This window comes from Paenibacillus alba, from assembly GCF_013204855.1.
Classification (GTDB): Bacteria; Bacillota; Bacilli; order Paenibacillales; family NBRC-103111; genus Paenibacillus_E; species Paenibacillus_E alba.
Genome location: NZ_JABMKZ010000015.1, coordinates 112,007 through 133,096, shown reverse-complemented (window position 1 = coordinate 133,096; position 21,090 = coordinate 112,007). Strand labels below are relative to the sequence as shown.

18 protein-coding genes are annotated in these 21,090 nt (G+C 48.1%); 16 read left to right on the top strand and 2 right to left on the bottom strand.

What is annotated here, in order from left to right; all coding sequences use genetic code 11:
* Positions 1 to 5: 5 nt before the first annotated feature.
* The 5 genes from iolD to iolB are packed head-to-tail and all read left to right on the top strand — an operon-like array spanning position 6 to position 6,116.
* Complete coding sequence (gene iolD / locus HQN90_RS19590; RefSeq protein WP_173221743.1) at positions 6 to 1,871, top strand: 3D-(3,5/4)-trihydroxycyclohexane-1,2-dione acylhydrolase (decyclizing); 1,866 nt, start codon at positions 6 to 8, stop codon at positions 1,869 to 1,871.
* A 17-nt stretch (positions 1,872 to 1,888) separates the two neighbouring features.
* On the top strand, positions 1,889 to 2,893 hold the full coding sequence (iolC, locus tag HQN90_RS19585; RefSeq protein ID WP_173221741.1) for a 5-dehydro-2-deoxygluconokinase: 1,005 nt from the start codon (positions 1,889 to 1,891) through the stop codon (positions 2,891 to 2,893).
* Between the two features lie 21 nt (positions 2,894 to 2,914).
* Positions 2,915 to 4,375, top strand: coding sequence for a CoA-acylating methylmalonate-semialdehyde dehydrogenase (locus HQN90_RS19580; RefSeq protein WP_173221739.1), 1,461 nt, complete (start codon positions 2,915 to 2,917; stop codon positions 4,373 to 4,375).
* A gap of 41 nt (positions 4,376 to 4,416) precedes the next feature.
* On the top strand, positions 4,417 to 5,280 hold the full coding sequence (gene fba / locus HQN90_RS19575; RefSeq protein WP_173221737.1) for a class II fructose-1,6-bisphosphate aldolase: 864 nt from the start codon (positions 4,417 to 4,419) through the stop codon (positions 5,278 to 5,280).
* A 17-nt stretch (positions 5,281 to 5,297) separates the two neighbouring features.
* The gene (iolB, locus tag HQN90_RS19570; protein ID WP_173221735.1) at positions 5,298 to 6,116 is read left to right on the top strand and encodes a 5-deoxy-glucuronate isomerase; all 819 of its coding nucleotides are present in this window, start codon (positions 5,298 to 5,300) and stop codon (positions 6,114 to 6,116) included.
* 379 nt (positions 6,117 to 6,495) lie between these two features.
* Here the strand turns inward: iolB and HQN90_RS19560 are convergent, their stop codons facing one another.
* On the bottom strand, positions 6,496 to 6,705 hold the full coding sequence (locus HQN90_RS19560; protein WP_079417724.1) for an alpha/beta-type small acid-soluble spore protein: 210 nt from the start codon (positions 6,703 to 6,705) through the stop codon (positions 6,496 to 6,498).
* Between the two features lie 275 nt (positions 6,706 to 6,980).
* Here HQN90_RS19560 and HQN90_RS19555 point away from each other — a divergent pair, with 275 nt between their 5' ends.
* The 7 genes from HQN90_RS19555 to HQN90_RS19525 all read left to right on the top strand — a co-directional run bounded on the left by HQN90_RS19555 (position 6,981) and on the right by HQN90_RS19525 (position 14,151).
* Complete coding sequence (locus HQN90_RS19555; protein WP_079417726.1) at positions 6,981 to 7,328, top strand: DUF2294 domain-containing protein; 348 nt, start codon at positions 6,981 to 6,983, stop codon at positions 7,326 to 7,328.
* A 262-nt stretch (positions 7,329 to 7,590) separates the two neighbouring features.
* Positions 7,591 to 8,691 carry an ABC transporter substrate-binding protein gene (locus HQN90_RS19550; RefSeq protein WP_173221795.1) on the top strand — a complete coding sequence of 367 codons (1,101 nt, stop codon included), beginning with the start codon at positions 7,591 to 7,593 and terminating at the stop codon, positions 8,689 to 8,691.
* A gap of 74 nt (positions 8,692 to 8,765) precedes the next feature.
* Positions 8,766 to 9,698, top strand: a complete 933-nt coding sequence (locus HQN90_RS19545; protein WP_173221731.1) for a nucleoside hydrolase — start codon at positions 8,766 to 8,768, stop codon at positions 9,696 to 9,698.
* 27 nt (positions 9,699 to 9,725) lie between these two features.
* Complete coding sequence (locus HQN90_RS19540; RefSeq protein ID WP_173221729.1) at positions 9,726 to 10,547, top strand: ABC transporter permease; 822 nt, start codon at positions 9,726 to 9,728, stop codon at positions 10,545 to 10,547.
* A gap of 4 nt (positions 10,548 to 10,551) precedes the next feature.
* Positions 10,552 to 11,340, top strand: coding sequence for an ABC transporter permease (locus tag HQN90_RS19535; RefSeq protein ID WP_079417734.1), 789 nt, complete (start codon positions 10,552 to 10,554; stop codon positions 11,338 to 11,340).
* 15 nt (positions 11,341 to 11,355) lie between these two features.
* Positions 11,356 to 12,417: an ABC transporter ATP-binding protein gene (locus HQN90_RS19530; protein WP_173221727.1), complete on the top strand. Its 1,062-nt coding sequence runs from the start codon at positions 11,356 to 11,358 to the stop codon at positions 12,415 to 12,417.
* Between the two features lie 21 nt (positions 12,418 to 12,438).
* On the top strand, positions 12,439 to 14,151 hold the full coding sequence (locus HQN90_RS19525; protein WP_173221725.1) for an adenine deaminase C-terminal domain-containing protein: 1,713 nt from the start codon (positions 12,439 to 12,441) through the stop codon (positions 14,149 to 14,151).
* A gap of 379 nt (positions 14,152 to 14,530) precedes the next feature.
* Here HQN90_RS19525 and HQN90_RS19520 read toward each other — a convergent pair whose 3' ends face one another.
* A complete protein-coding gene (locus HQN90_RS19520) occupies positions 14,531 to 14,731 on the bottom strand; it encodes a PspC domain-containing protein (RefSeq protein ID WP_246362632.1) in 201 nt (66 codons plus the stop codon).
* Positions 14,732 to 15,031: 300 nt separating this feature from the next.
* Here HQN90_RS19520 and HQN90_RS19515 point away from each other — a divergent pair, with 300 nt between their 5' ends.
* The 4 genes from HQN90_RS19515 to HQN90_RS19500 all read left to right on the top strand — a co-directional run bounded on the left by HQN90_RS19515 (position 15,032) and on the right by HQN90_RS19500 (position 21,056).
* Positions 15,032 to 17,368: a helix-turn-helix domain-containing protein gene (locus tag HQN90_RS19515; RefSeq protein ID WP_173221723.1), complete on the top strand. Its 2,337-nt coding sequence runs from the start codon at positions 15,032 to 15,034 to the stop codon at positions 17,366 to 17,368.
* 172 nt (positions 17,369 to 17,540) lie between these two features.
* Positions 17,541 to 18,515: an ABC transporter permease gene (locus HQN90_RS19510; RefSeq protein ID WP_173221721.1), complete on the top strand. Its 975-nt coding sequence runs from the start codon at positions 17,541 to 17,543 to the stop codon at positions 18,513 to 18,515.
* Complete coding sequence (locus tag HQN90_RS19505) at positions 18,516 to 19,409, top strand: carbohydrate ABC transporter permease (RefSeq protein ID WP_173221719.1); 894 nt, start codon at positions 18,516 to 18,518, stop codon at positions 19,407 to 19,409. It abuts the gene before it with no gap.
* A gap of 66 nt (positions 19,410 to 19,475) precedes the next feature.
* Entirely contained in the window at positions 19,476 to 21,056 is a 1,581-nt protein-coding gene (locus HQN90_RS19500) for an extracellular solute-binding protein (protein ID WP_173221717.1), read from the top strand.
* Positions 21,057 to 21,090: the final 34 nt, after the last annotated feature.

The following is a 21,090-nucleotide window of genomic DNA, read 5'->3' as shown; positions in this document are numbered from 1 at the left end:
CTCATATGAAAACCATAAGACTTACGATGGCGCAAGCTTTACTTAAGTTTCTGGATCAACAATATTTGTCTGTGGATGGTGTAGAAACTAAATTTGTGAATGGGGTTATGGGCATATTTGGCCATGGCAATGTGACGGGGATCGGCGAAGCTTTGGAACGGGACAGCGGCGAGCTGGTCTTCATCCAAGGGAAAAACGAGCAAGGCATGGTTCATGCGGCAACAGCCTTCGCCAAGCAGAGCAACCGCCAGCGCATCTTCGCCTGCACGACTTCCATCGGTCCTGGCGCACTGAATATGGTTACTGCGGCAGCGACCGCTACGGTGAATCGGATTCCGGTTCTATTGCTGCCAGGTGATAACTTCGCGTGCAGGCAGCCGGACCCGGTGCTCCAGCAGCTGGAGATGCCGCAGGATTACACGATATCGGCGACCGACGCTTTCAAGCCCGTCAGCCGTTACTGGGACCGGATCGTGCGGCCCGAACAGCTGGTCACTTCGCTGCTGCAAGCGATGCGTGTCTTAACCGATCCTTCGGAGACGGGGGCTGTCACCATCGCCCTTCCGCAGGATGTGCAAGCAGAAGCTTATGATTATCCAGCAGCATTTTTTGAGAAACGCGTCCATACGATGGACCGACGGCCCCCGGCTGCGGAAGCTGTGGAGAGAGCCGCCGCATTCATTGCACAGAAGAAGAAACCGCTGCTCGTTGTAGGCGGGGGCGTGCATTACGCTGGGGCGATTCAAGAGCTGCTCGATTTCGCAGCCGAATTTCAGATCCCGGTGGCCGAGACGCAGGCTGGAAAAAGCGCGATCTCTTGGGAGCATCCGCTCAGCGTAGGCGCAGTAGGGACAACGGGGACGTTAGCCGCGAATAAGCTGGCGGCGCAGGCCGATGTCATTATCGGCGTTGGAACTCGCTATTCGGATTTTACAACGGCATCCAAATCTGCCTTTCAGCACCCGGATGTATCGTTTGTTAATGTCAATGTGAATGCCTACGATGCGATTAAAATGGACGCTGTCTCCGTTGTCGCTGATGCCAAAAAAGCGCTCATCGCTTTATCGGAAGCGCTGCGGCTCGAAGGCTACCGCTCCCAATATGAGACTAGCTTCATTGAAGAACTCCGCAAGGAATGGAACGAGGAAGTCGATCGTTTATATAGCATCAACCTAGATGAAGGACTATCGCAAACAAGAGCACTTGGCGTGATCAATGCCTTCTTAAATCCAACCGATGTTATCGTCTGCGCGGCAGGAAGCTTGCCCGGCGATCTGCACCGCGTTTGGAGAACGAGTGCGCCCAAGTCGTATCATATGGAATATGGTTTTTCCTGCATGGGCTATGAGGTCAGCGGAGCGTTTGGCGCTGCTCTGGCTGCCCCGGACCGCGACGTGTACGCGATGACAGGCGATGGAAGCTATATCATGCTTCATTCCGAGCTGGTCACCAGCCTGCAAGAAGGAACGAAAATGACCGTGCTGCTGTTCGATAATCATGGCTATCAGTGCATCCACAACTTGCAAAGAGGTCATGGCAGCGACGGGTTTGGCAATGAATTCCGCTTTAGATCGGCCGAGACTGGCCTGCTGAAAGGAGATTACATGCCAATTGATTTCGCCGCGCATGCACGCAGCATGGGTGTCAAAGCATACACGGCCACAACGGCCGAGCAATTGGCGGAAGCGCTCAAGCAAGCGAAGCAAGAAACGATTTCGACTTTAATCGAAATCAAGGTAGTCCCAGGCACGAACACAGACGGATATGAATCCTGGTGGCGGGTAGACGTTCCCGAGGTTTCAACCAGTGCCAAAGTTCGTGAGGCCCGTGCTGAGATGCAAGCTCACTTACAGTCCGTTAAACCGTTATAAGAAAGAAGGTTAAGTCAATGAGCTATCTTTCCACGCATGCAGACCGCTCCTTGGATTTTATCGCAATCGGCAGGTTGTGTATTGATTTGAACGCGAACGAGATTAATCGGCCGATGGAAGAAACGGTGACATTTACGAAATATGTAGGTGGTTCACCTGCCAATATTACGATTGGAATGGCTCGCATGGGGCTCAAAGCCGGATTTATCGGCAAAGTGGCCGACGACCAGATGGGGCGTTTCATCGTCAGTTATTTGGAACGCAATCAAATCAACACTGACGAGATCGTCACCGATCATACGGGGGCTGTAACAGGGCTTGCTTTTACGGAAATTAAAAGTCCAACCGATTGCAGCATTCTGATGTACCGCGACAATGTGGCTGACTTGCTGCTTCGTCCCGAAGAGGTGTCGGAAGCATATATCGCCAGTGCGAAGGTGCTGCTTATTTCGGGAACGGCGCTTGCGCAAAGTCCCTCCCGAGAGGCGGTTTTCGTCGCCCTTGATTTTGCCAAAAAGCATGGCGTCTCCATCGTATTCGATCTCGATTATCGCCCTTATACGTGGACTTCCAAAGAGGAAACAGCGACTTATTACAACTTGGCAGCGGAAAAATGCGATATCATCATCGGTACCCGCGAGGAGTTCGATATGATGGAGGCTTTGGAGCGCAGAACCGAAAGCAGCGATGCGTTGACCGCGGCCAAATGGTTCGGCTACAGTGCCAGGCTAGTCATCATCAAGCATGGCAAAGCCGGTTCCATCGCTTATACGCATGACGGCTTAAGCCATACGGCAGCGAGCTTCCCTGCCAAAGTGGTGAAGACATTTGGTGCAGGCGATTCCTATGCGGCCGGCTTCCTATATGGACTTATGCAGAATTGGACGGTTGAAAAAAGCATGGAGTTCGGAAGCGGCGCCGCTTCCATCGTCGTGTCGAGCCACAGCTGCTCGGACGCGATGCCAACCGCTTCAGAGGTGGAAAGCTATATAACACGCTGCAAATTCGAAGAGATGAAATAAATGATAAAAGGAGATTTTCCGATGACGACATCAGCTTCTGTACCAACTTTGAAAAACTTTATCGGCGGCGTCTGGGTGGATGCCTTGACGGGGCAAACGGAAGCGGTATTCAATCCGGCCACAGAGGAAATTGTTGCGCATGTCCCGCATTCGACGGGCGAAGATGTGAATCGTGCCGTCCAAGCGGCTGCCGAGGCGTTCAAAACGTGGAGCCAAACGCCAGTTCCGCGCCGAGCTCGTGTTTTGTTCAAATATCAACAGCTGCTTGTCGATCACTGGGAAGAATTGGCGCGCCTGATTACCCTGGAGAACGGCAAGAGCTACCATGAAGCGCATGGCGAAGTTTTGCGCGGCATCGAGTGCGTAGAGTTCGCGGCGGGCGCCCCTAACTTGATGATGGGCAAGCAATTGCCTGATATTGCAACAAACGTGGAATCCGGGATGTATCGTTATCCGGTCGGCATCGTTGGCGGTATTACACCTTTCAACTTCCCGATGATGGTGCCTTGCTGGATGTTCCCGCTTGCGATTGCTTGCGGCAATACGTTCGTATTGAAGCCTTCCGAGCGGACGCCGATGCTGGCGAATCGCTTGGCTGAATTGTTCCAGGAAGCCGGCTTGCCGGATGGCGTCCTTAATCTTGTACACGGTGCGCATGATGTCGTGAATGGTCTACTTGCGCATCCAGAAATCAAGGCGATATCCTTCGTTGGCTCACAGCCGGTAGCGGAGTATATCTATACGACAGCATCAGCTCATGGCAAAAGAGTGCAAGCGCTCGCTGGGGCCAAAAATCACTCGATCGTCATGCCGGATGCGGATCTTGATCTGACCGTGACGCAAATCGTCAATGCCGCTTTCGGCTCGGCGGGCGAGCGCTGTATGGCCTGTTCTGTTGTTGTGGCCGTCGGTGACGTTGCGGATCAGCTTGTTGCCCGCCTGAAGGAGCAAGCGGATCAGCTTACGATTGGCAATGGGATGGAAGACAACATTTTCTTGGGACCTGTCATTCGCGGACCGCACAAGGAAAGAACGATTGGCTATATCGAGACAGGCGAGAAAGAAGGCGCTGCGTTAATTAGAGACGGACGCCAAGATTCAGCAGTCAGCGAGAAAGGCTATTTCGTAGGTCCTACGATTTTCGATCATGTCGACAGCACGATGAAAATTTGGAAAGATGAAATCTTCGCTCCGGTCTTATCGGTCGTGCGGGTAGAAACGTTAGACGATGCGGTGGCATTGTCCAACCGCTCTGAATTCGCGAATGGCGCCTGCTTGTTTACGCAAGATGGCAGCAACGTTCGCCGTTTCCGTGAAACCATCGATGCCGGTATGCTGGGCATCAACTTAGGCGTGCCTGCTCCTATGGCCTTCTTCCCATTCTCAGGCTGGAAGAAATCGTTCTATGGCGACCTACATGCGAATGGGATGGATGGCGTTGAATTTTATACAAGAAAGAAAATGGTGACGGCGCGTTGGTAAGCAGCTGCTTTCCCAGCAACTAGGTAAAGGAGGATGTTTCCATGCCCTTAGTGTCAATGACAGCTATGCTGCGCAAAGCAGTTAAAGAGCAATATGCAGTAGGCCAATTTAATTTAAATAATCTGGAATTCACGCAAGCGATTCTTCAGACGGCGCAAGAGGAGCAAGCTCCTATTATTCTTGGACTCAGCGAGCCTTACATTCCTTACATGGGCGGTTTGAACTGTATTGCCGCCATGGTCAAAGAGCTGATCGACTATTATGAGGTTACGGTGCCTGTAGCGCTGCATCTGGATCACGGCACCTCCTTCGAGGTCTGTGTGAAGGCGATTCATGCCGGGTTCACTTCCGTGATGATCGATGCTTCCCACTACTCATTAGCGGATAATATGGCTTTGACCCGCAAGGTGACAGAAGTCGCTCATGCGCTGGGCGTGTCCGTAGAGGCGGAGCTGGGCCGAATCGGCGGTCGTGAGGATGACACGTATGTAGATGAGGCTGAAGCGATGTATGCGGTCACCTCCGAGTGCGTAATGCTGGTTCAATCTACAGGCATCGACGCTTTGGCACCTGCCCTTGGGTCGGTTCACGGCAATTATAAAGGGACCCCTAGACTCGGATTTGAGCGAATGGCAGAAATTCAGAAGCTGACTCAGCTTCCGCTTGTGCTGCATGGCGGGAGCGGGCTCCGTGATGAAGATTTTCAGAAAGCGATAGCTCGCGGTACGGCTAAGATTAACGTGAATACCGATAATCAAGCGGCGTATACGTCGGTTGTAAGACGCATTCTAACCGAGCAGCCGGATGTTTACGATCCAAGGCATTACTTAGGACCGGCAAGAGAGGCTGTTAAGGAATCTGTTAGAGCCAAAATACGCTTATTCGGCTGTGCCGGCAAAGCGTAACGAAGGAGCGTAAATGAATGAGCGATTTGATTGTTTCTAGTCATCCAACACCTGATCCGCAAGGTCAGGTGCTTTCCATTACCCCGGAATCGGCAGGTTGGACGTATGTCGGTTTTAGCGTCTATTCGCTAAAGGAAGGACAAATGCTGCGTCAGATGACGGGAAATAACGAAGTCTGTGTCGTCTTTCTTGGCGGTCACGGGAAAGTTGCCACAGCTAAGAAGAAGTGGGAACGTGTCGGCCATCGGCTCCACGTGTTTGAGAAAACCCCGCCCTTCGCTGTCTACGTTCCTAATGAAGACTTCTTCGAAATTACGGCGCTTACGCCGCTCGATATTGCGATATGCCAGGCACCGGGATTCGGAACACATGAGGCGCGTTTGATTTCTCCCGCTCATATCGGCGTGGAAACAAGGGGCTATGGGAATTTGGAACGGCAAATTCATCATATTCTTCCGGAAAGCGAAGCCGCGGACAGCTTGCTTGTCGTGGAGGTCTTTACGCCAAACGGCCATTGGTCCAGTTATCCACCGCATAAGCATGATGAGGATAACCTTCCACATGAATCCTTTTTGGAAGAAACCTACTATTATAAAGTCGAACCTGCGCAAGGTTTCGCTATACAGCGGGTATACACGGATGATGAATCACTGAATGAAACAGTTATTGTGAAAGACGGCGAAGCGGTGCTTGTGCCTAAAGGCTATCACCCGGTCTGTGCGCCGCCAGGTTATGAGGTTTATTATTTGAATGTGATGGCTGGTCCGCATCGGACGTGGAAGTTTAGCAATGATCCGGCGCATGCTTGGGTGATGGCGCCGCCTCCAAAAAGCTGAAAAAAGGTTGTGATGAAATGGCATTGCCAATAGCGGATGGGGTTAGGTTTTGGAAAAAGTAGCGGGACGACAATCTTTACAAATGCCAAGGTGCGTTTCCCGTTTATAGAATCCTGTTTTGAATATCGCGGTTACGTGTGTTGAGGGAGCGAGTGTATTGCAATTCAAACAATAAATAACCATTCTTCATTTCCCCCCTGCTCAAAGAGTCTTTGCTTGCAGTTTAACAAAAATGTATGTAAGAATTATGTCAGGATTTTGGGTTCCGCTTCCATTTCTGTCACAACGAAGTCGAAGAGGATGCCAAAATAAAAGACTGCCACCTACTCACAAGGAGGAGAATGGCAGTCTTATTTTAGCTTTTTCCTACATCAAAGGATTAGCGATTGAAACCTTGCAATTGCTGTTCTGCAACTTGGACCAGACGCTTCGTAATGTTGCCGCCTATGGATCCTGCATCACGTGTAGCGAGGTTTCCATTGTATCCATTTGGTTGAAGCGGAATACCTAATTCTTGAGCAACTTCGTATTTCATTTGATTCAGCGCTGCTTTTGCTTGCGGAACGACTAAAGTATTGTTGTTAGCCATGATGTATCACTCCTTCTCTTGGTGTACTGATAGTTTGTCGAGTGTGAGGGAGTCTTATGCATTCCGAACTAAAAAAGTTTTTTGAAAATGCCATCCTCCGCCCAGTAGCATAAGCCACATTCGGAAAAATGGACGATTTACAATCGATGACGGGTTATAAAGGCTGATTTCTGATAAAATCACGAACGATTCTCTTGATTATTTCAGTAATCCTATGTATTATTAAGATAGTTTTTAAGCAGCAAGGGTTGATTATTGATCTTGAAGGTGATTTCATGTCCCTACCAGATTCTAACGAATACAAGAAGAAATTGTGTCACCTATATAACGAGATATCCAAAGAGTTGTTTGGCTTTGGCACAACGTTACTGAAAGTATCCATTGATCAGAACATCATTACGTTTCATGCGAAGCACCGGCGTTCGCCGCGTTCAACAGCATTGGAAGGCGAAGCTCCTACGTTAAAGCACGAAGTTGATTTTTATATGTCCTCGATTTACAAGAAGCGAATCCGGGAGAAGCTGGAGCAAGAACTCGGTTTATCTATGGATGCGGTACTCAGGGACTATGATCCTCCAACCCAGTGGGCGATCACGAACATTATTCTTAAACAAACTGAATAGTCAAGTCGCCGGTGTTTCTCTTTTGATCTATCTTAAGAGTCAACCGCATGTAGATCACAGATGTCTCTTTACATTGTTTACGATGAAAAGTGCTCTTGTTAGAAGGTTTCTTCTATCAAGGGCATTTTTCTATTTATTTATAGCTGTAGCAGGGGGAAGAAGCGCATATATCAGGGGCTTCGAGTCGCATACTAGTCAATATTTGACAAGGGATTCACGCTTTAAATCATAGATATAGTTAAAAAATGGGAGGACGACGATGATGATGAAACAAAAAATGATCAGGGGTTTACTTTCTTTATCTGTAGTAGGACTGGCTTTGACAGGATGCGGGACAGCGCCTGCCCAAGATCAGGGGGCTGCGAGCACGGGGGCAGCTGCGCCTACGACGTCGCCGAAAGGGGAACCTACACAATTGGTGATTTCGACGTGGGGGTTTTCGGACGATTTCTTCAAGAAAGAAGTGTATGCTCCGTTTGAGAAGGAGCACAACGTCAAGATTGTGCTGGAGATCGGCAACAACTCCGAGCGTCTCAATAAAGTGAAGCAAGGCAGCTCCAAAGTGGATCTTATTTATTTATCAGACTATTACGCGCAACAAGGCATTGAAGCCGGTTTATTTGAGAAGATCGATCGCAGTCGTGTTTCGAATTTGAAAGATATTTATGATATTGCCAAGGCGCCGCTTGGGGAAGACTATGGTCCTGCGTATACAATTGGCCGCTTGGGGATTGCCTACAATCCGAAAGCAACCGGCAAAGAGATTAAGTCCTGGAGCGACCTGTGGAGTCCTGAGCTCTCCAAGAAGCTGACACTGCCTAGCATTACGTCCACGACGGGCCCAATGGTACTGGATGCAGCCTCTGTTGTCGCTGGCAATGCGGCGTTTAACGAGGATCAAGCTTTCGCCAAAGTGAAGGAGCTTAACAAAGGCGTCGTCAAATACTATGGACAAACCTCCGAATTCGTCAACATGTTCGCGCAAGGGGAAATTGCTGCCGGGCCGATCATGGAGATGTATGTGAAGGATCTGAAAGCGGCGGTGCCGGAGACGAAGTTCATTTCTCCGACTGAGGGCTCCTATGCCGTTATGAATACGGTCAATGTGATCAAAGGAAGCAAAAACAAGCAGCTAGCGGAAGACTTCATCAACTGGCATTTGAGCAAAGAAGTGCAGGAGAAATCAGCAAAAGCAAAAGTCGATTCTCCCGTGAATACAACACTTCAGCTTTCCGCCGAAGAAGCGCAAGGCATTACCTATGGGGCTGATGTCGTGAACAAGCTGCGTAAATTAGACATGAAATTTGTGAACCAAAATCTTAAAGCATGGATTGACCGTTGGAACAAGGAAGTTGCGCAATAAAAGAAACGATGCAAAGGCATATGCGCATGTGTATGCCTTTGCTTTCTTCATGAAGAGAGGAGAGGGGCTTAATCATGACAAAGAAGGTCATCCTCGATGTAGATACCGGCGTGGACGATGCGCTAGGTATTTTACTGGCTATACGCAGCGGAGAGATGGATGTGCTTGGGATCACCACGGTGAACGGAAACGTTTCACTTGAGCAAGCGACCAAGAACACCTGCAAGATTCTTCAATTGCTTGGGAAGGAAGATGAGATTCCCGTCGTTAAAGGGGCAGACAAGCCTTTGATGCGCCAGACGTATTTTGAGCATCGCGTTCATGGCAGTGACGGTCTTGGCGGGGCATTAAGCGATATGGAGGTTCATAAGACGGCGGCCGAGGGACATGCATCGGACTTCATAGTGGACCAAGTGCGCCAGCACGCTGGAGAAGTCACGCTGGTCATGACGGCGCCGCTGACCAATCTGGCAATTGCCGTTATGAAGTACCCGGAGCTGATCCATCAGGTGAAGGAAGTGATTGTGATGGGAGGCGTCGTTCTGGGTTTCGGCAATGTAACGCCAACAGCGGAGTACAACATGTACGTCGATCCCGAAGCGGCCAAAATCGTTTTCCAAGCGGGATTTCCAGCTTTAACGCTTGTAGGGCTGGATGTAACGAGGAAAGCGCTGCTGACCGACGAACATATTCGTCTGCTCGGAGACTCTCCGATAAGCCGGTATATTCAGGAAAGCACAGCAGACTATATGAAGCGTTATTATGAACGCAACGGCGTTAAGGCCTGCGCGCTGCATGATCCTCTTGCCGTTGGGGTCGCGCTGAATAAAGAGTTGGTCACGACCCGTCACTATTACGTTGATGTAGAGACCAAAAGTGAGCTGTGCGACGGACAAACCGTATGCGATTTCCAGAATCGCTTGTCCAAGGAGCCAAATATTCACGTATGTACCGATGTATCAGCTGACGCATTTCTAGAGCTATTTATCCGCACGCTGCGTGCTTAGCAATTCCAGGAACAGGAGCAAAGCTACATGAAAAAAACGTACTTATTTTACCTTTTGCTGCCGGGATTACTGTTCCTGATGGTTTTCATGGTGGTACCGATTCTACTTACGATAGGATCGACCTTTTTCGATAAAGGAACGTTTACGTTTGGCGGGTACTTGAATTTTTTCAAAGACCCTTACTTTCTCAAAATTGTGTGGACGACGCTGCGAGTCAGCTTAGTAACGACCATCCTCTGTATGCTGCTTGGATTTCCTGTGGCGTATTTTATTTCCAAACAAGGTCCGCGACAAAAGGCGATTCTGCTTGCTTTAGCGATTTTCCCGCTGTTGACGAGCTCGGTTGTCAGGTCGTTTAGCTGGATGATTATTTTAGGGAAAAAAGGCTTGTTCAACAATGCGTTGATCGCGATCGGGCTCATTAAAGAGCCGCTTGATATTTTGTACACGCCGACGGCGATGATGATCGGTCTGATCCATTTATTTCTGCCGCTCATTATTATTACGTTGGTTGGTGTTCTTGAGAATATAGATCCTGATCTGATCAAAGCGGCGGAGAGCTTGGGCGCCAATCGGTTTACCGCGTTCGTCAAAGTCATCGTACCGCTCAGTGTACCTGGATTAATCATAGGCAGTATTCTCGTTTTCGTCGGAAGCTTGACCGCTTATACCACGCCGGCTTTGCTTGGAGGCAAGCAGCGGGTCATCTCCACATTCCTTTATCAGAATGCGATTACGCTCAACGATTGGTATCTCGCCTCCGTCATTGCCGTCATCATGATCGTCATCACCTTCGTGGTTATTGCGCTTATGAACAAACTGGCAACTAAATTAAATCCGAAGGGGTAGAAGTATGCGGGAGAAAAATCGAGGGCTGGCCTTGTTTACGCTTCTTGTCTATATATTTTTGCTAGGGCCGCTTGTCATTATTGCTTTTGCTTCATTTGAGCCAGGGAGTGTACTAAAGTTCCCGCCGACAGGATTTTCATTGAAATGGTACCGCAACATTCTGGAGGTCAAGATGTTCATGACGACCTTCAGCACGTCAATCATCGTCTCATTAATCGGCAATTTGTTTGCTTTGCTGCTTGGGATTCCCGCGGCGTACGCGTTAAGCCGATTTGAGTTTAAGGGAAAGGCAGCACTGAACGCTGTGTTCATTTCCCCGGTGCTTATTCCAGGTATTGTGCTTGGGTTCACCATGCTCAAATACTTGATCATTACGTATCACCTGCCGATTTATGCCGCACTGTTGATTGGGCATACGGTAATCATGCTGCCCTTCATCATCCGGGTCGTGGCATCGAGCTTATCGAACTTCGATTTTGCCATCGAAGAGGCGGCATTAAGCCTAGGAGCCGGTCAGTTTAAAACCTTTTTCAAAGTGGTTCTGCCAAATATCAAATCGGGTATTATCGCGGCCATTCTGATTGCTTTCTTGGAATCCTTTAATAATGTCGACATCTCCGTCTTTATGACGGGACCTGGTCTCAGCACGCTGCCCATACAGATGCTGACCTATGTGGAGAACCATTTTGACCCTACCATTGCCGCTATTTCTGTGCTGTTAATGATCTTCACTGCGGTACTTATGTTCATTATTGAACGGTTGATGGGACTATCCTACTTTACCAAACGATAACGGAGGCTTACGCCCATGGCATTGCTAACACTGGAAAACATGTCGGTTGCCTATGACCAGCATTATATACTGAAAGACTTCAATTTAAGTGTTGAAAAAGGAAGTCTGATTTCGCTTCTTGGTCCAAGCGGGTGCGGGAAAACAACAACCCTGCGGCTTATCGCCGGATTCATTGAAGCGAAAGAAGGCAAATTCGCACTGAACGGTAAAGATTACACACGCGTGCCTGTCAGCAAACGAAACTTCGGATTCGTGTTCCAGAGTTACGCTTTGTTCCCGCATTTGTCGATTTACGATAATATCGCTTTTGGCCTGCGTCTGCGCAAAGTGAATGGGGCAGAGCTGGATCGACGTGTCCGGAACATTATGGATATCGTGAGCTTGTCCGGCTTCGAGAAGCGTTTCCCGAAGGAGCTATCAGGAGGCCAAAGACAGCGGGTTGCGATCGCACGAGCGCTCGTCATTGAACCTGAGCTGCTGCTTTTCGATGAGCCGCTAAGTAATTTGGATGCCAATCTACGCGTCAACATGCGGGTTGAGATTCGCCGCATCCAGCAGGAGCTGGGCATTACGACGGTCTATGTGTCACATGATCAGGAAGAGTGCTTCTCGATCTCCGATCAGGTGGCGATTATGAATAAAGGGGTTATTGAGCAGCTAGGCGCTCCGTCCACCATTTTCAAATATCCGAAGACAGAGTTCGTGGCCCGATTTATCGGCTTTACGAATTTTATTGTTTTCGATTCCCGCTTTGAAGGCAGCGAAGAGATCGCGCTTAGAGTGAAAGACTATATGTTTGCCGTATCCAAGCATCCCAGCAAGGGAGAACAGCCTGGCAAGAAGGGAGCTATTCGCCCTGATGATGTCGTAATGGGCTTATTAGAGGAATGGGAAGAAGGAGCAAACCGATTGACCGGCCGCATCAAGGTCAGTACGTTCCTAGGGAGAAGCTATCAATACGTTGTCGAGACAGAGCTGGGTGATTTCACAGTGAATAAAGAAATGGAGCTTCCTTACCAGAACGGTCAAGAGGTTCGGCTGCTTTTTCCAAGTGAGAAATTAGTGTTAGTTGAGTAGTGTACGTGGAGGCGAAGTCATATGAAAGTCGATTTACTGATTGAAAATGTCAGGATTTATAATAGTTATTTCAAAACATTCATCCAAGGCAACGCAGCCATCTTGGACGGAAAGTTTCTATATATCGGGAAACGGGGCACGGATAGCTTCGAAGCCGCCGAACGCTTGGACGGACAAGGGCGTTATATGATCCCTGGCCTTATTGATATCCATCTGCATATCGAAAGCACCATGGTCACCCCGGAGACGTTCTCTTACGGGCTGATCCGCAATGGTGTTACGACGATCGTCCCGGAGCCGCATGAGATTGCCAACGTTTTCGGAATCGATGGGGTAAAGCAAATCATGAAGGCAAGCCAGCAGTGTGTGGCGGACATGTTCTATGCAATTCCCAGCTCGGTTCCGGCCACTTCAATGGAAACGACGGGCGGGGCGATTGAAATTGCCGATTTGGACGAGCTGCTGCGTACGGAACGTATTATTTGTTTAGGCGAAATCATGAACTATGTGGACGTCATTCAAGATCCCGACAGCAAAACCAACCATATTCTCAAGCATATACGCAGCCAGTATCCTCATCTGATTATTGAAGGGCATGTGCCTAAACTATTGGATTTGGATCTGCATCGGATGATTTACAGCGGTGTCGATTCCGATCATACGCATCAGAGCATCGAAGGCATGGAAGCCCGGATCGCTGCGGGCATGTTTATCGAGATTCAAGAAAAATCGATGACGCCCGAAGTGATGGCGTATTTGATAGAGCATGAGGTATCCGAGCATTTTTGCTTCGTTACCGATGATGTGATGGCCGATTCCTTCGAGCGGCGGGGGCACTTGAACACCATTGTCCGCAAAGCGATCGGAATGGGCATGAAGCCGGAACAGGCGATTTATGCCAGTACGCTTTCTCCAGCCAAACGGATGCGGATGCATGACCGCGGCGTCATCGCACCTGGCAAAATTGGCGATTTCCAGCTGATTTCCAATCTGGAGCAGCTAACGATTGAGCAAGTTTATAAACAGGGGCGCAAAGTTTACGATGTACATGAACCTTACACGTTCACAGCTAAGGCTCCTGCCTTCCCAGCGCATTATTATCAAAGCGTTCAGATGTCACCGTTAACGGAAGAGGATTTCTCCGTCAACATCGAAGCTGCGGATGATCGCTATGCGTGCCGCGTCATGATGGTGAAGGATGGATCTACGTTCACGGAGGAGCATCTGGCTGAGGCCGAAGTTCGGCAAGGGAAGCTAATCTGGCAGGAAAGCGGCAAAGGGCTTATCGCGACTTTTGAACGCTATGGGAAAAATGGCAACCGCGCCTATGGTTTAATCGGCGGCGATACGATCAAGCGTGGAGCTGTCGCGACGACGTATTCGCACGACAACCATAACCTGCTTGTTGTCGGGCACAACCCGCACGACATGATGATCGCGGCTAACGAGGTCATCAACAACCAAGGAGGATTCAGCGTTGTTGAGGACGGCAAAGTGATTGCGAGTCTTCAGCTGCCTGTTGGCGGTATTTTAACCGAAGAGCCGCTGGAGCAAGTGGCCAGTAAAGTAGAGCAGCTGTGCAAAGCTATGGTATCGTTAGGCTACCGTCATTATAATCCGATTATGTCCATCAGCACACATTCTTTGCCCGTTAGTCCTGCGCTTAAAATAACGGACTTTGGTTTAATCGACGTCAATAACGGCAAAGTCGTACCTCTAATCATAAAAAGCTAGTAAAAAAAAGCTAAGTCAACAAGGGAATAACCTTTGTGGCTTAGCTTTTTTTTACGCCGGAACCCCAGAGCGATCCTTCCCATGCCCCCAAAAAGACTGTCAGGACAGATTTAGTCTCAGGGATGAAGTGATAGGCTTGTTTCATTGGAATAATTCCAATGCAAGCTGGTTTTAAGAGCTTGAAGGATGAACTTCACTGGATATACTCCAATGGATAATCTTTAAGATGGTATTTTGGGGTTTTAATGGAGAATTTGATTGGATTATTTCCAGTGAAAGCTTGAAATAAGCCCATTGAGGGCTGATTTCATTGGACAAACTCCACTGAGAAGAATGTATACCTGCTTCACAGAAAGGGTTATCCCTTTCTTAATCCCGATTAAAAGTGGCTATAAGGCACTTTGGGGACTAGGATACTGCCGATCACGTAGATCAGCGCGACAGTGCCAAAGCTGCAAAGAGCGGCAGCAGCGACAACGAGTCGAATTAGGGTTGGATTGACCCCCAGCCATTGGGCTAGTCCTCCGCAAAGTCCGGTTAATTTACTATCTGTGGTGGATCTGAATAATTTGTTCATCATCTATTTCCCCTCTCGATTATCAAACCATTTTATTTGCTTTCGCTTCGTTCTCATGTCCTTATTGTAGCTTGTGTAATGAAAGACGAAAACGGACCTGCGGCGGTTTATGAAGCTGTACTAAAGTCGGGGGAGTTCCACGACTTAGGGAATTGACAATGTCCTACGCTACAAAGCTTATAATTTAATCCAAGCGTAAAAAGGATACAATTTACTTCTTAGCGAATGGTTAAACAACCCAGGTCTAACAGAGGCGGGCGGAACTCAGGAAAGAACGGTTGATTTGAATTGGAGGGGTCGTCGATGAAATTCAGCATTACCGGCAGGGTCATGATCATTTACAGCATGGTTTTTATAACGGTTATTCTCTTAACTTTCTGGATGTCTTACGCCGGAACGGTAGGACGTTTAGAACAGAATTTGAAAGATACGCATATCGCTCTGTTAAAGCAGATTGATAATAAAATCGAATTGGTATTCCGTGAAACAGACAAAAAATTGTTAACGGTATCGGAAGCACTGGAAAATGTGTATTTCATGTATGACAGCTATGATGATATGTCACAAAAATATACGAATTTCTTCGCTTTATCCAACAAACTGAAGTCTTTAGTGTATGCCAACGAACAGTTCTCTTCTGTCATGCTGTATTCGGATCTAAGCGGGGAGATATTGACCGATAAAACGTTTTTCAAACGGAATGAATCCGTGGACAACTGGTTAGTCCCCTACCTCGGCATCGAAGGGTATTCGAAGTGGATCACTACGCACAAAGTATCGGATGGCAGGGATGGCGAAAAAGATCAGGATGTCGTCACGTTAATTCGTCCCTATCCGTCCATCAGCAGTCCGGGATACCGGAAAGGGCTTGTTGCGGTGAATATGAAAGAAGATGTCCTTTATAAGATGATTAAAGATGTGTTTGAAGATAGCGCGCAAGGCGGTCATACGTTCATTATTGACGACCAAGCGAACATCGTAACGCATGATGACAAATCGGTGTTGTACACAAATTTGAAGGACGTTCCCTATATCAAGCAAATTATGGGCCAAAGCGGCAACGGACACTTTACAACGAAGCTCGATGGAATCAAACAATCGGTGTTTTATACGCTTTCGGCTTATACAGGCTGGAGAATTGTGAGTGTGGTACCTGATTCGCAGGTGTATCAGCCGTTGGAATCGACTCGCCAATTCATGATCGCCATTGCTTTCGCCATGATTGCTATTGCCATTACCGTATTGTTTATCGTGAATCGCAGGACGTTTAAACCGTTGGATCAATTGGTTGGAAAAATGTCGCGAACGTTCAAAACGACGCATCCAGAACTTGGCACGGTTGCAAACGTCGCCGGCATGGGCTATTTAGAGACGGTTTTCGATCAGATGTTCATGGACCGCGAGCAGTTGGAAAAGCAGGTTCGCGATTCGAAACCCGTACTGAAATGGCGAATTGTGATGGACATCCTCTCCGGCTACAAGGCAGAGTATGCTTCGGTTCGCAGCCATCTGGACTTCCCAGGAATTCGCTTATTTCCTGAGATGTTTGTCGTATGTACGGTTGAGATTGGGAAAGAGAGGCTGGGCAATCCGAAGGACGAAACGTTATATACCTATGCGCTATGCAATGTCGCTGAAGAACTTCTGAACATGGAATACGCAGGGGTGGCCATTGATTTGGGATCAGGCTCATCTGCCATGATTATTAGCTTTGCAGAAGGCGATGAGGAGCAAAACCATCTGCGTGCTTTGACGGTTCTCGAAATGGTTCTTGATGTCATGAGACGGCAATTTGGACTCCTAATTACAATTGGTGTAGGCAACTGCTATCGAGAGATGAAGGATATTCCCAAATCGTACGACGAGTCGCAAAAAGCGCTCCAGTACAAAATGGTCATCGGCAGCAATTCCGTCATTTCCATAGAAGATTTGCTGGAATCGGACAATCAGGACTACTATCGGTTGATCAAGATGACAGAACCTATTGTCGCAGCATTAAAACAGACGGAAACGGAAAAGTTAAGGGAATTCGTTTCCCTGCTGTTTCATGAAGCTGTAAGCGGCAGCTTATCGCCTGATTTAATCAGGCAGCTTTCTTACGAGCTGATTATGAAATCTTTGCAGGTCGTGGCTTCTGTCGGCATAGATACGGAACAAGCGCTTGAGGAGATGGGCAATCTCCATCAACGAATTAACGATTGTGACAATTGGCAGGATGCGGAATGGATTGTCACTACCATTTTGGAAGGATTAGCTGGGAAAATTGAAGAAAAACGCAGCTCACGGGGAAGTAATAAAACCATTGAGAAAATGCTGGTGTATATTCGCGAGCATTATCACGAAAGTGAATTTTCGCTCGATCAATTGGCTGACAAGTTTGCATTAAGCCCACCTTACATCAGCAAGCTGTTCAAGGAACAAACGGAGCGTAATTTTATCGATTACTTAATTGAAATCCGGATCAACGCCGCCAAGGAGCTTCTTGCCGATAAGCATCGGAAGGTGAACGACATCTCGGAGTTGGTGGGCTACACGAATGCGCGCAGCTTCCTGCGGGCTTTCAAGAAATATACGGGAATGACACCGACCGAATACCGTGAATGGATCATCCAAGCGGATGAACAAACCGTGCTGGAATAGGCTTTACAGTAGCCCAATCGTAAAAAAATGCACGCTATTTAAAAATTGTAACCTCTCCAATGGCAAGAAAAGGCACGAAAATCAGAACATGTCTATTTTCATTTCAGTCCCCCTTTCATACAATCAAAACGTAATCGAATGACAGATGACGAAGGCGAAAGGGTGAGACGACATGTGGGGGAAGGTCCCGAGCGTAGGCACGCAGAACGGGACACAAAAGGCCAAAACCGGCGTATTCTGGCCGGCAGTACGGAGAAGGTTAAAGCAGGATAAATATTTATATTCGATGCTTCTACCGGTCATTGGCTTTTATGTCTTGTTCAAATACGTTCCGATGATTGGGGAGATTATTGCTTTTAAGAATTACCGGTTTGTTGACGGTATTTTTGGAAGCCAGTGGGTTGGATTCAAGCATTTCCAAATGCTATTTGAGAGCTTGGATTTCTGGAGAATATTGAGAAATACATTGGTGCTTAATTTGTATAGTCTTGTTTTCGGATTTCCGGTGCCGATTATCCTTGCTCTCTTGCTGAATGAAGTACGCAGGGAATGGTACAAACGGATTGTGCAAAATTTACTGTACGTTCCCCATTTTATTTCATGGGCTGTTTTGGGTGGAATTGTTATCGCGATGCTCTCGCCTAGCACAGGAATCGTCAATCTGATTCTAAAGAAATTATCCGGTGGTGAATCCGTTTATTTCATGGCCGATTCGTTCTGGTGGCCCTTCGTTTATACCTTATCCGGCATTTGGAGGGAGGCGGGTTGGGGGACGATTCTGTATCTGGCGGCAATGGCTACGATTGACCCTCAGCTCTATGAGGCGTCCAAGATGGACGGAGCCGGAAGAATACGCCAAATTTGGCACATTACACTGCCGGGTATTCGTGGAACGATGGCGATTCTTTTAATTCTGAGGATAGGGCAAATGATGGATGTAGGCTTGGAGCAGACACTCGTTCTCCAAAACAATTCCGTTCTGGATGTGGCGGATGTCATCAGTACGTATGTTTACAGGGTAGGTTTGCAAAATATGGACTACAGCTACACAACGGCGATCGGGCTGTTTCAATCCGTTATCAGCTTAATTCTGGTCGTTGGTGTGAACAGATTGATCCGGATTTCCGGCGAACGGGGGCTGTGGTAAATGATGCTTAATACGAAAAAAAGTTGGGCCTCCCAACTTGGCATGGTCATGGCTTACCTCTTTCTCGGCATCATCTCTGTCTTGACCTTATTCCCTTTCTGGTATGAGATTGCTGCTTCCTTCAGCAGCAGCAGAGCGATTAATTCAGGCGAAGTTTTCTTATGGCCAATTGAGTTCAATACTGTGGCGTATCAGCGTTTGTTCGAGGATGGACAGTTGATCTTAGCGCTTCGCAATACGATTGTTGTAACGATTGTAGGAACAGTGTTCAACATCGTGATGACGATTCTTGCGGCATATCCACTTTCAAGGCGCAGGCTGATAGGGCGTAAGCCGCTGCTCATGTTCATTACATTTACCATGCTGTTCGTCACAGGGCTCATCCCTAATTTCATTCTCGTGAAAACGCTGGGCATCATGAATTCCTATTGGGCGGTCTGGCTGCCTGCACTCATCAGTACCTATAACATGTTTGTCATGAAATCATTTATGGAGGGCTTGCCAGAGGAGATTGAAGAATCAGCGGCGATAGATGGAGCCGGCGATTGGCGAATTCTACTGCAAATTTTCATGCCCCTTTGCAAGCCGATTATGGCCGCCTTGTCCTTGTTTTATGCCGTGGGTTGGTGGAACAGTTATTTTAACGTCATGTTGTATATTACGAAATCAGCCAAATTAACCGTCATGGTGAAGCTGTATCAGATGGTCGATAAGGTGGATAACAATTTACTAAACAATGCTGGAGGAAATGATGACCTGAGCCAGGTCGTTCTTACGCCGGAATCGATCAAAGCGGCTGCTATCGTGATTGCCATCATGCCGATTCTATGCGTGTATCCGTTTCTTCAGAAACACTTTGTCAAAGGTGTTTTGATTGGATCTGTCAAAGGCTGATAGCCAGGAGTGAAACGCTTCTTGAACGCTACATGTAAGGAATCATGAAAAGGGGATGAAGTAGAAATGAAAAAGCTAAAACATGCAGGAAAAATGGTTCTCGCCACAGCCTTGTCATTGACGATGCTTGCTGCTTGCAGCACCCAGACAGGCGTGGCTCAGCCGAGTGCTTCGGCCGGCTCAACGCCTGCGGCGGCTGGTCCCAAAAAGGAAATAAGCGCCTCCATGTTTGATCGTGGTGCCGTTGCAACAGCGGAAGGGGACTACGAGAACAATCGATGGACGAAGTGGATCAATGAAAATTCGCCTGTGAAAATAAAATGGGTTCCAGTTACGCGAAATCAGGCACAGCCTAAACTGAATGCCTTGATCGCTTCTGGCGAGGCGCCTAATCTGATCTGGGAATATGATCGGAATTATATTAGCCAGCTAGCCAATCAAGGAGCAATTCAGCCAATTGACGATTACATCAACAAGTACAGTACGACGTTCAAGGCATATTTGGAGAAACATCCAGACCTTAAGCCTTACCTGACCATCAATGGGAAAATGTATGCGGTCTCATATGAACGGGATACCGTTGCGAATCATGGGATATGGATTCGTCAGGATTGGTTGGATAAGCTTGGTCTGAAAGCGCCGACCACGTTAGAGGAACTGCTGGATGTCGCACGCAAGTTCAAAGACGGCGACCCAGATGGCAACGGCAAAGCGGATACCGTACCATTCGCGTTAAGCACGAGTGCTACGAGTATTTTCCGCACGTTATTTTTCACCCAAGAAAACCAGTGGTATGTGGAGGGCGGCAAGCTTCAATTCGGAAGAGTGCTCGACCGTTATGCAGATTCTCTGGCTTTCCAGAAGCAGCTCTTTGATGAAGGTCTAATTGACAAAGAATACATTACAGACACGAACTTCCAGCGGTCCAGCCAGCTGTTGACGACCGGGAAAGCGGGCATTTATTTGGCTAATTGGGATATTCAGGCGGCCAATAGCGAGCTCCTGAAAAATGTGCCCACCGCTAAGTTGGTGCCCCTTGAATCGGTGAGCACCAAGTATGGGAAGAACGGGCTGTACCAAGAAGCGCCGCCAAGCGTATTTACGGCCTTCAACAGCAAAATGAAGGAAGATGAAATCAAATCCGCCATTCAAGCGTTGGACTGGATGCTGAAGGACGGTTGGATATCGCTCAAAAACGGGGAAGAGAATATCCACTACAAAACGGTTGATGGTGTTCGTCAGAGAATCGACCAAGAGAAATTTACGAAGGAAGTTGGCTATGCGAGTGAATATGCGCTTTTAATTGATTACATCATGAAACCGGAGCAAATTCCGCTGATGGCTGCCAAGGATGAAGCATCCCAGAACTATGCCAAGCAAAAGGCGAAGTCGCTGGAGTTGGCGTTAAAAAATAAATACCGCAGAGACATTCCGTTTAATCCCGATCTTCCGGAAATGACTCAATTGATTGCGACATTCAATCCGATTGCCCAGCAAATCGAGGCCAAAGTCGTTACCGGCGGTAAATCCATGTCGCCTCAGGATGGACTCAGTGAACTGCGGAAAGAATGGAAGCGTCTTGGCGGAGACAACGTGGAGAAGCTGGCGCAAGAGTGGTACGAGAAAAATAAAAGCATGTTAAAATAATACGAAGGATAATAAATCTGCAACTGGCACGGGG

Excerpts from the sequence above, each read along its gene's own strand:
- HQN90_RS19525 (WP_173221725.1), top strand. The coding sequence starts at position 12,439 with ATGAAAGTCGATTTACTGATTGAAAATGTCAGGATTTATAATAGTTAT.
- HQN90_RS19540 (WP_173221729.1), top strand. The coding sequence starts at position 9,726 with ATGAAAAAAACGTACTTATTTTACCTTTTGCTGCCGGGATTACTGTTC.
- HQN90_RS19515 (WP_173221723.1), top strand. The coding sequence starts at position 15,032 with ATGAAATTCAGCATTACCGGCAGGGTCATGATCATTTACAGCATGGTT.
- HQN90_RS19555 (WP_079417726.1), top strand. The coding sequence starts at position 6,981 with ATGTCCCTACCAGATTCTAACGAATACAAGAAGAAATTGTGTCACCTA.
- iolC (WP_173221741.1), top strand. The coding sequence starts at position 1,889 with ATGAGCTATCTTTCCACGCATGCAGACCGCTCCTTGGATTTTATCGCA.
- iolD (WP_173221743.1), top strand. The coding sequence starts at position 6 with ATGAAAACCATAAGACTTACGATGGCGCAAGCTTTACTTAAGTTTCTG.
- iolB (WP_173221735.1), top strand. The coding sequence starts at position 5,298 with ATGAGCGATTTGATTGTTTCTAGTCATCCAACACCTGATCCGCAAGGT.
- HQN90_RS19560 (WP_079417724.1), bottom strand. The coding sequence starts at position 6,705 with ATGGCTAACAACAATACTTTAGTCGTTCCGCAAGCAAAAGCAGCGCTG.
- HQN90_RS19530 (WP_173221727.1), top strand. The coding sequence starts at position 11,356 with ATGGCATTGCTAACACTGGAAAACATGTCGGTTGCCTATGACCAGCAT.
- HQN90_RS19520 (WP_246362632.1), bottom strand. The coding sequence starts at position 14,731 with ATGATGAACAAATTATTCAGATCCACCACAGATAGTAAATTAACCGGA.
- HQN90_RS19550 (WP_173221795.1), top strand. The coding sequence starts at position 7,591 with ATGATGAAACAAAAAATGATCAGGGGTTTACTTTCTTTATCTGTAGTA.
- HQN90_RS19510 (WP_173221721.1), top strand. The coding sequence starts at position 17,541 with ATGTGGGGGAAGGTCCCGAGCGTAGGCACGCAGAACGGGACACAAAAG.
- HQN90_RS19500 (WP_173221717.1), top strand. The coding sequence starts at position 19,476 with ATGAAAAAGCTAAAACATGCAGGAAAAATGGTTCTCGCCACAGCCTTG.
- HQN90_RS19505 (WP_173221719.1), top strand. The coding sequence starts at position 18,516 with ATGATGCTTAATACGAAAAAAAGTTGGGCCTCCCAACTTGGCATGGTC.
- HQN90_RS19535 (WP_079417734.1), top strand. The coding sequence starts at position 10,552 with ATGCGGGAGAAAAATCGAGGGCTGGCCTTGTTTACGCTTCTTGTCTAT.
- HQN90_RS19545 (WP_173221731.1), top strand. The coding sequence starts at position 8,766 with ATGACAAAGAAGGTCATCCTCGATGTAGATACCGGCGTGGACGATGCG.
- HQN90_RS19580 (WP_173221739.1), top strand. The coding sequence starts at position 2,915 with ATGACGACATCAGCTTCTGTACCAACTTTGAAAAACTTTATCGGCGGC.
- fba (WP_173221737.1), top strand. The coding sequence starts at position 4,417 with ATGCCCTTAGTGTCAATGACAGCTATGCTGCGCAAAGCAGTTAAAGAG.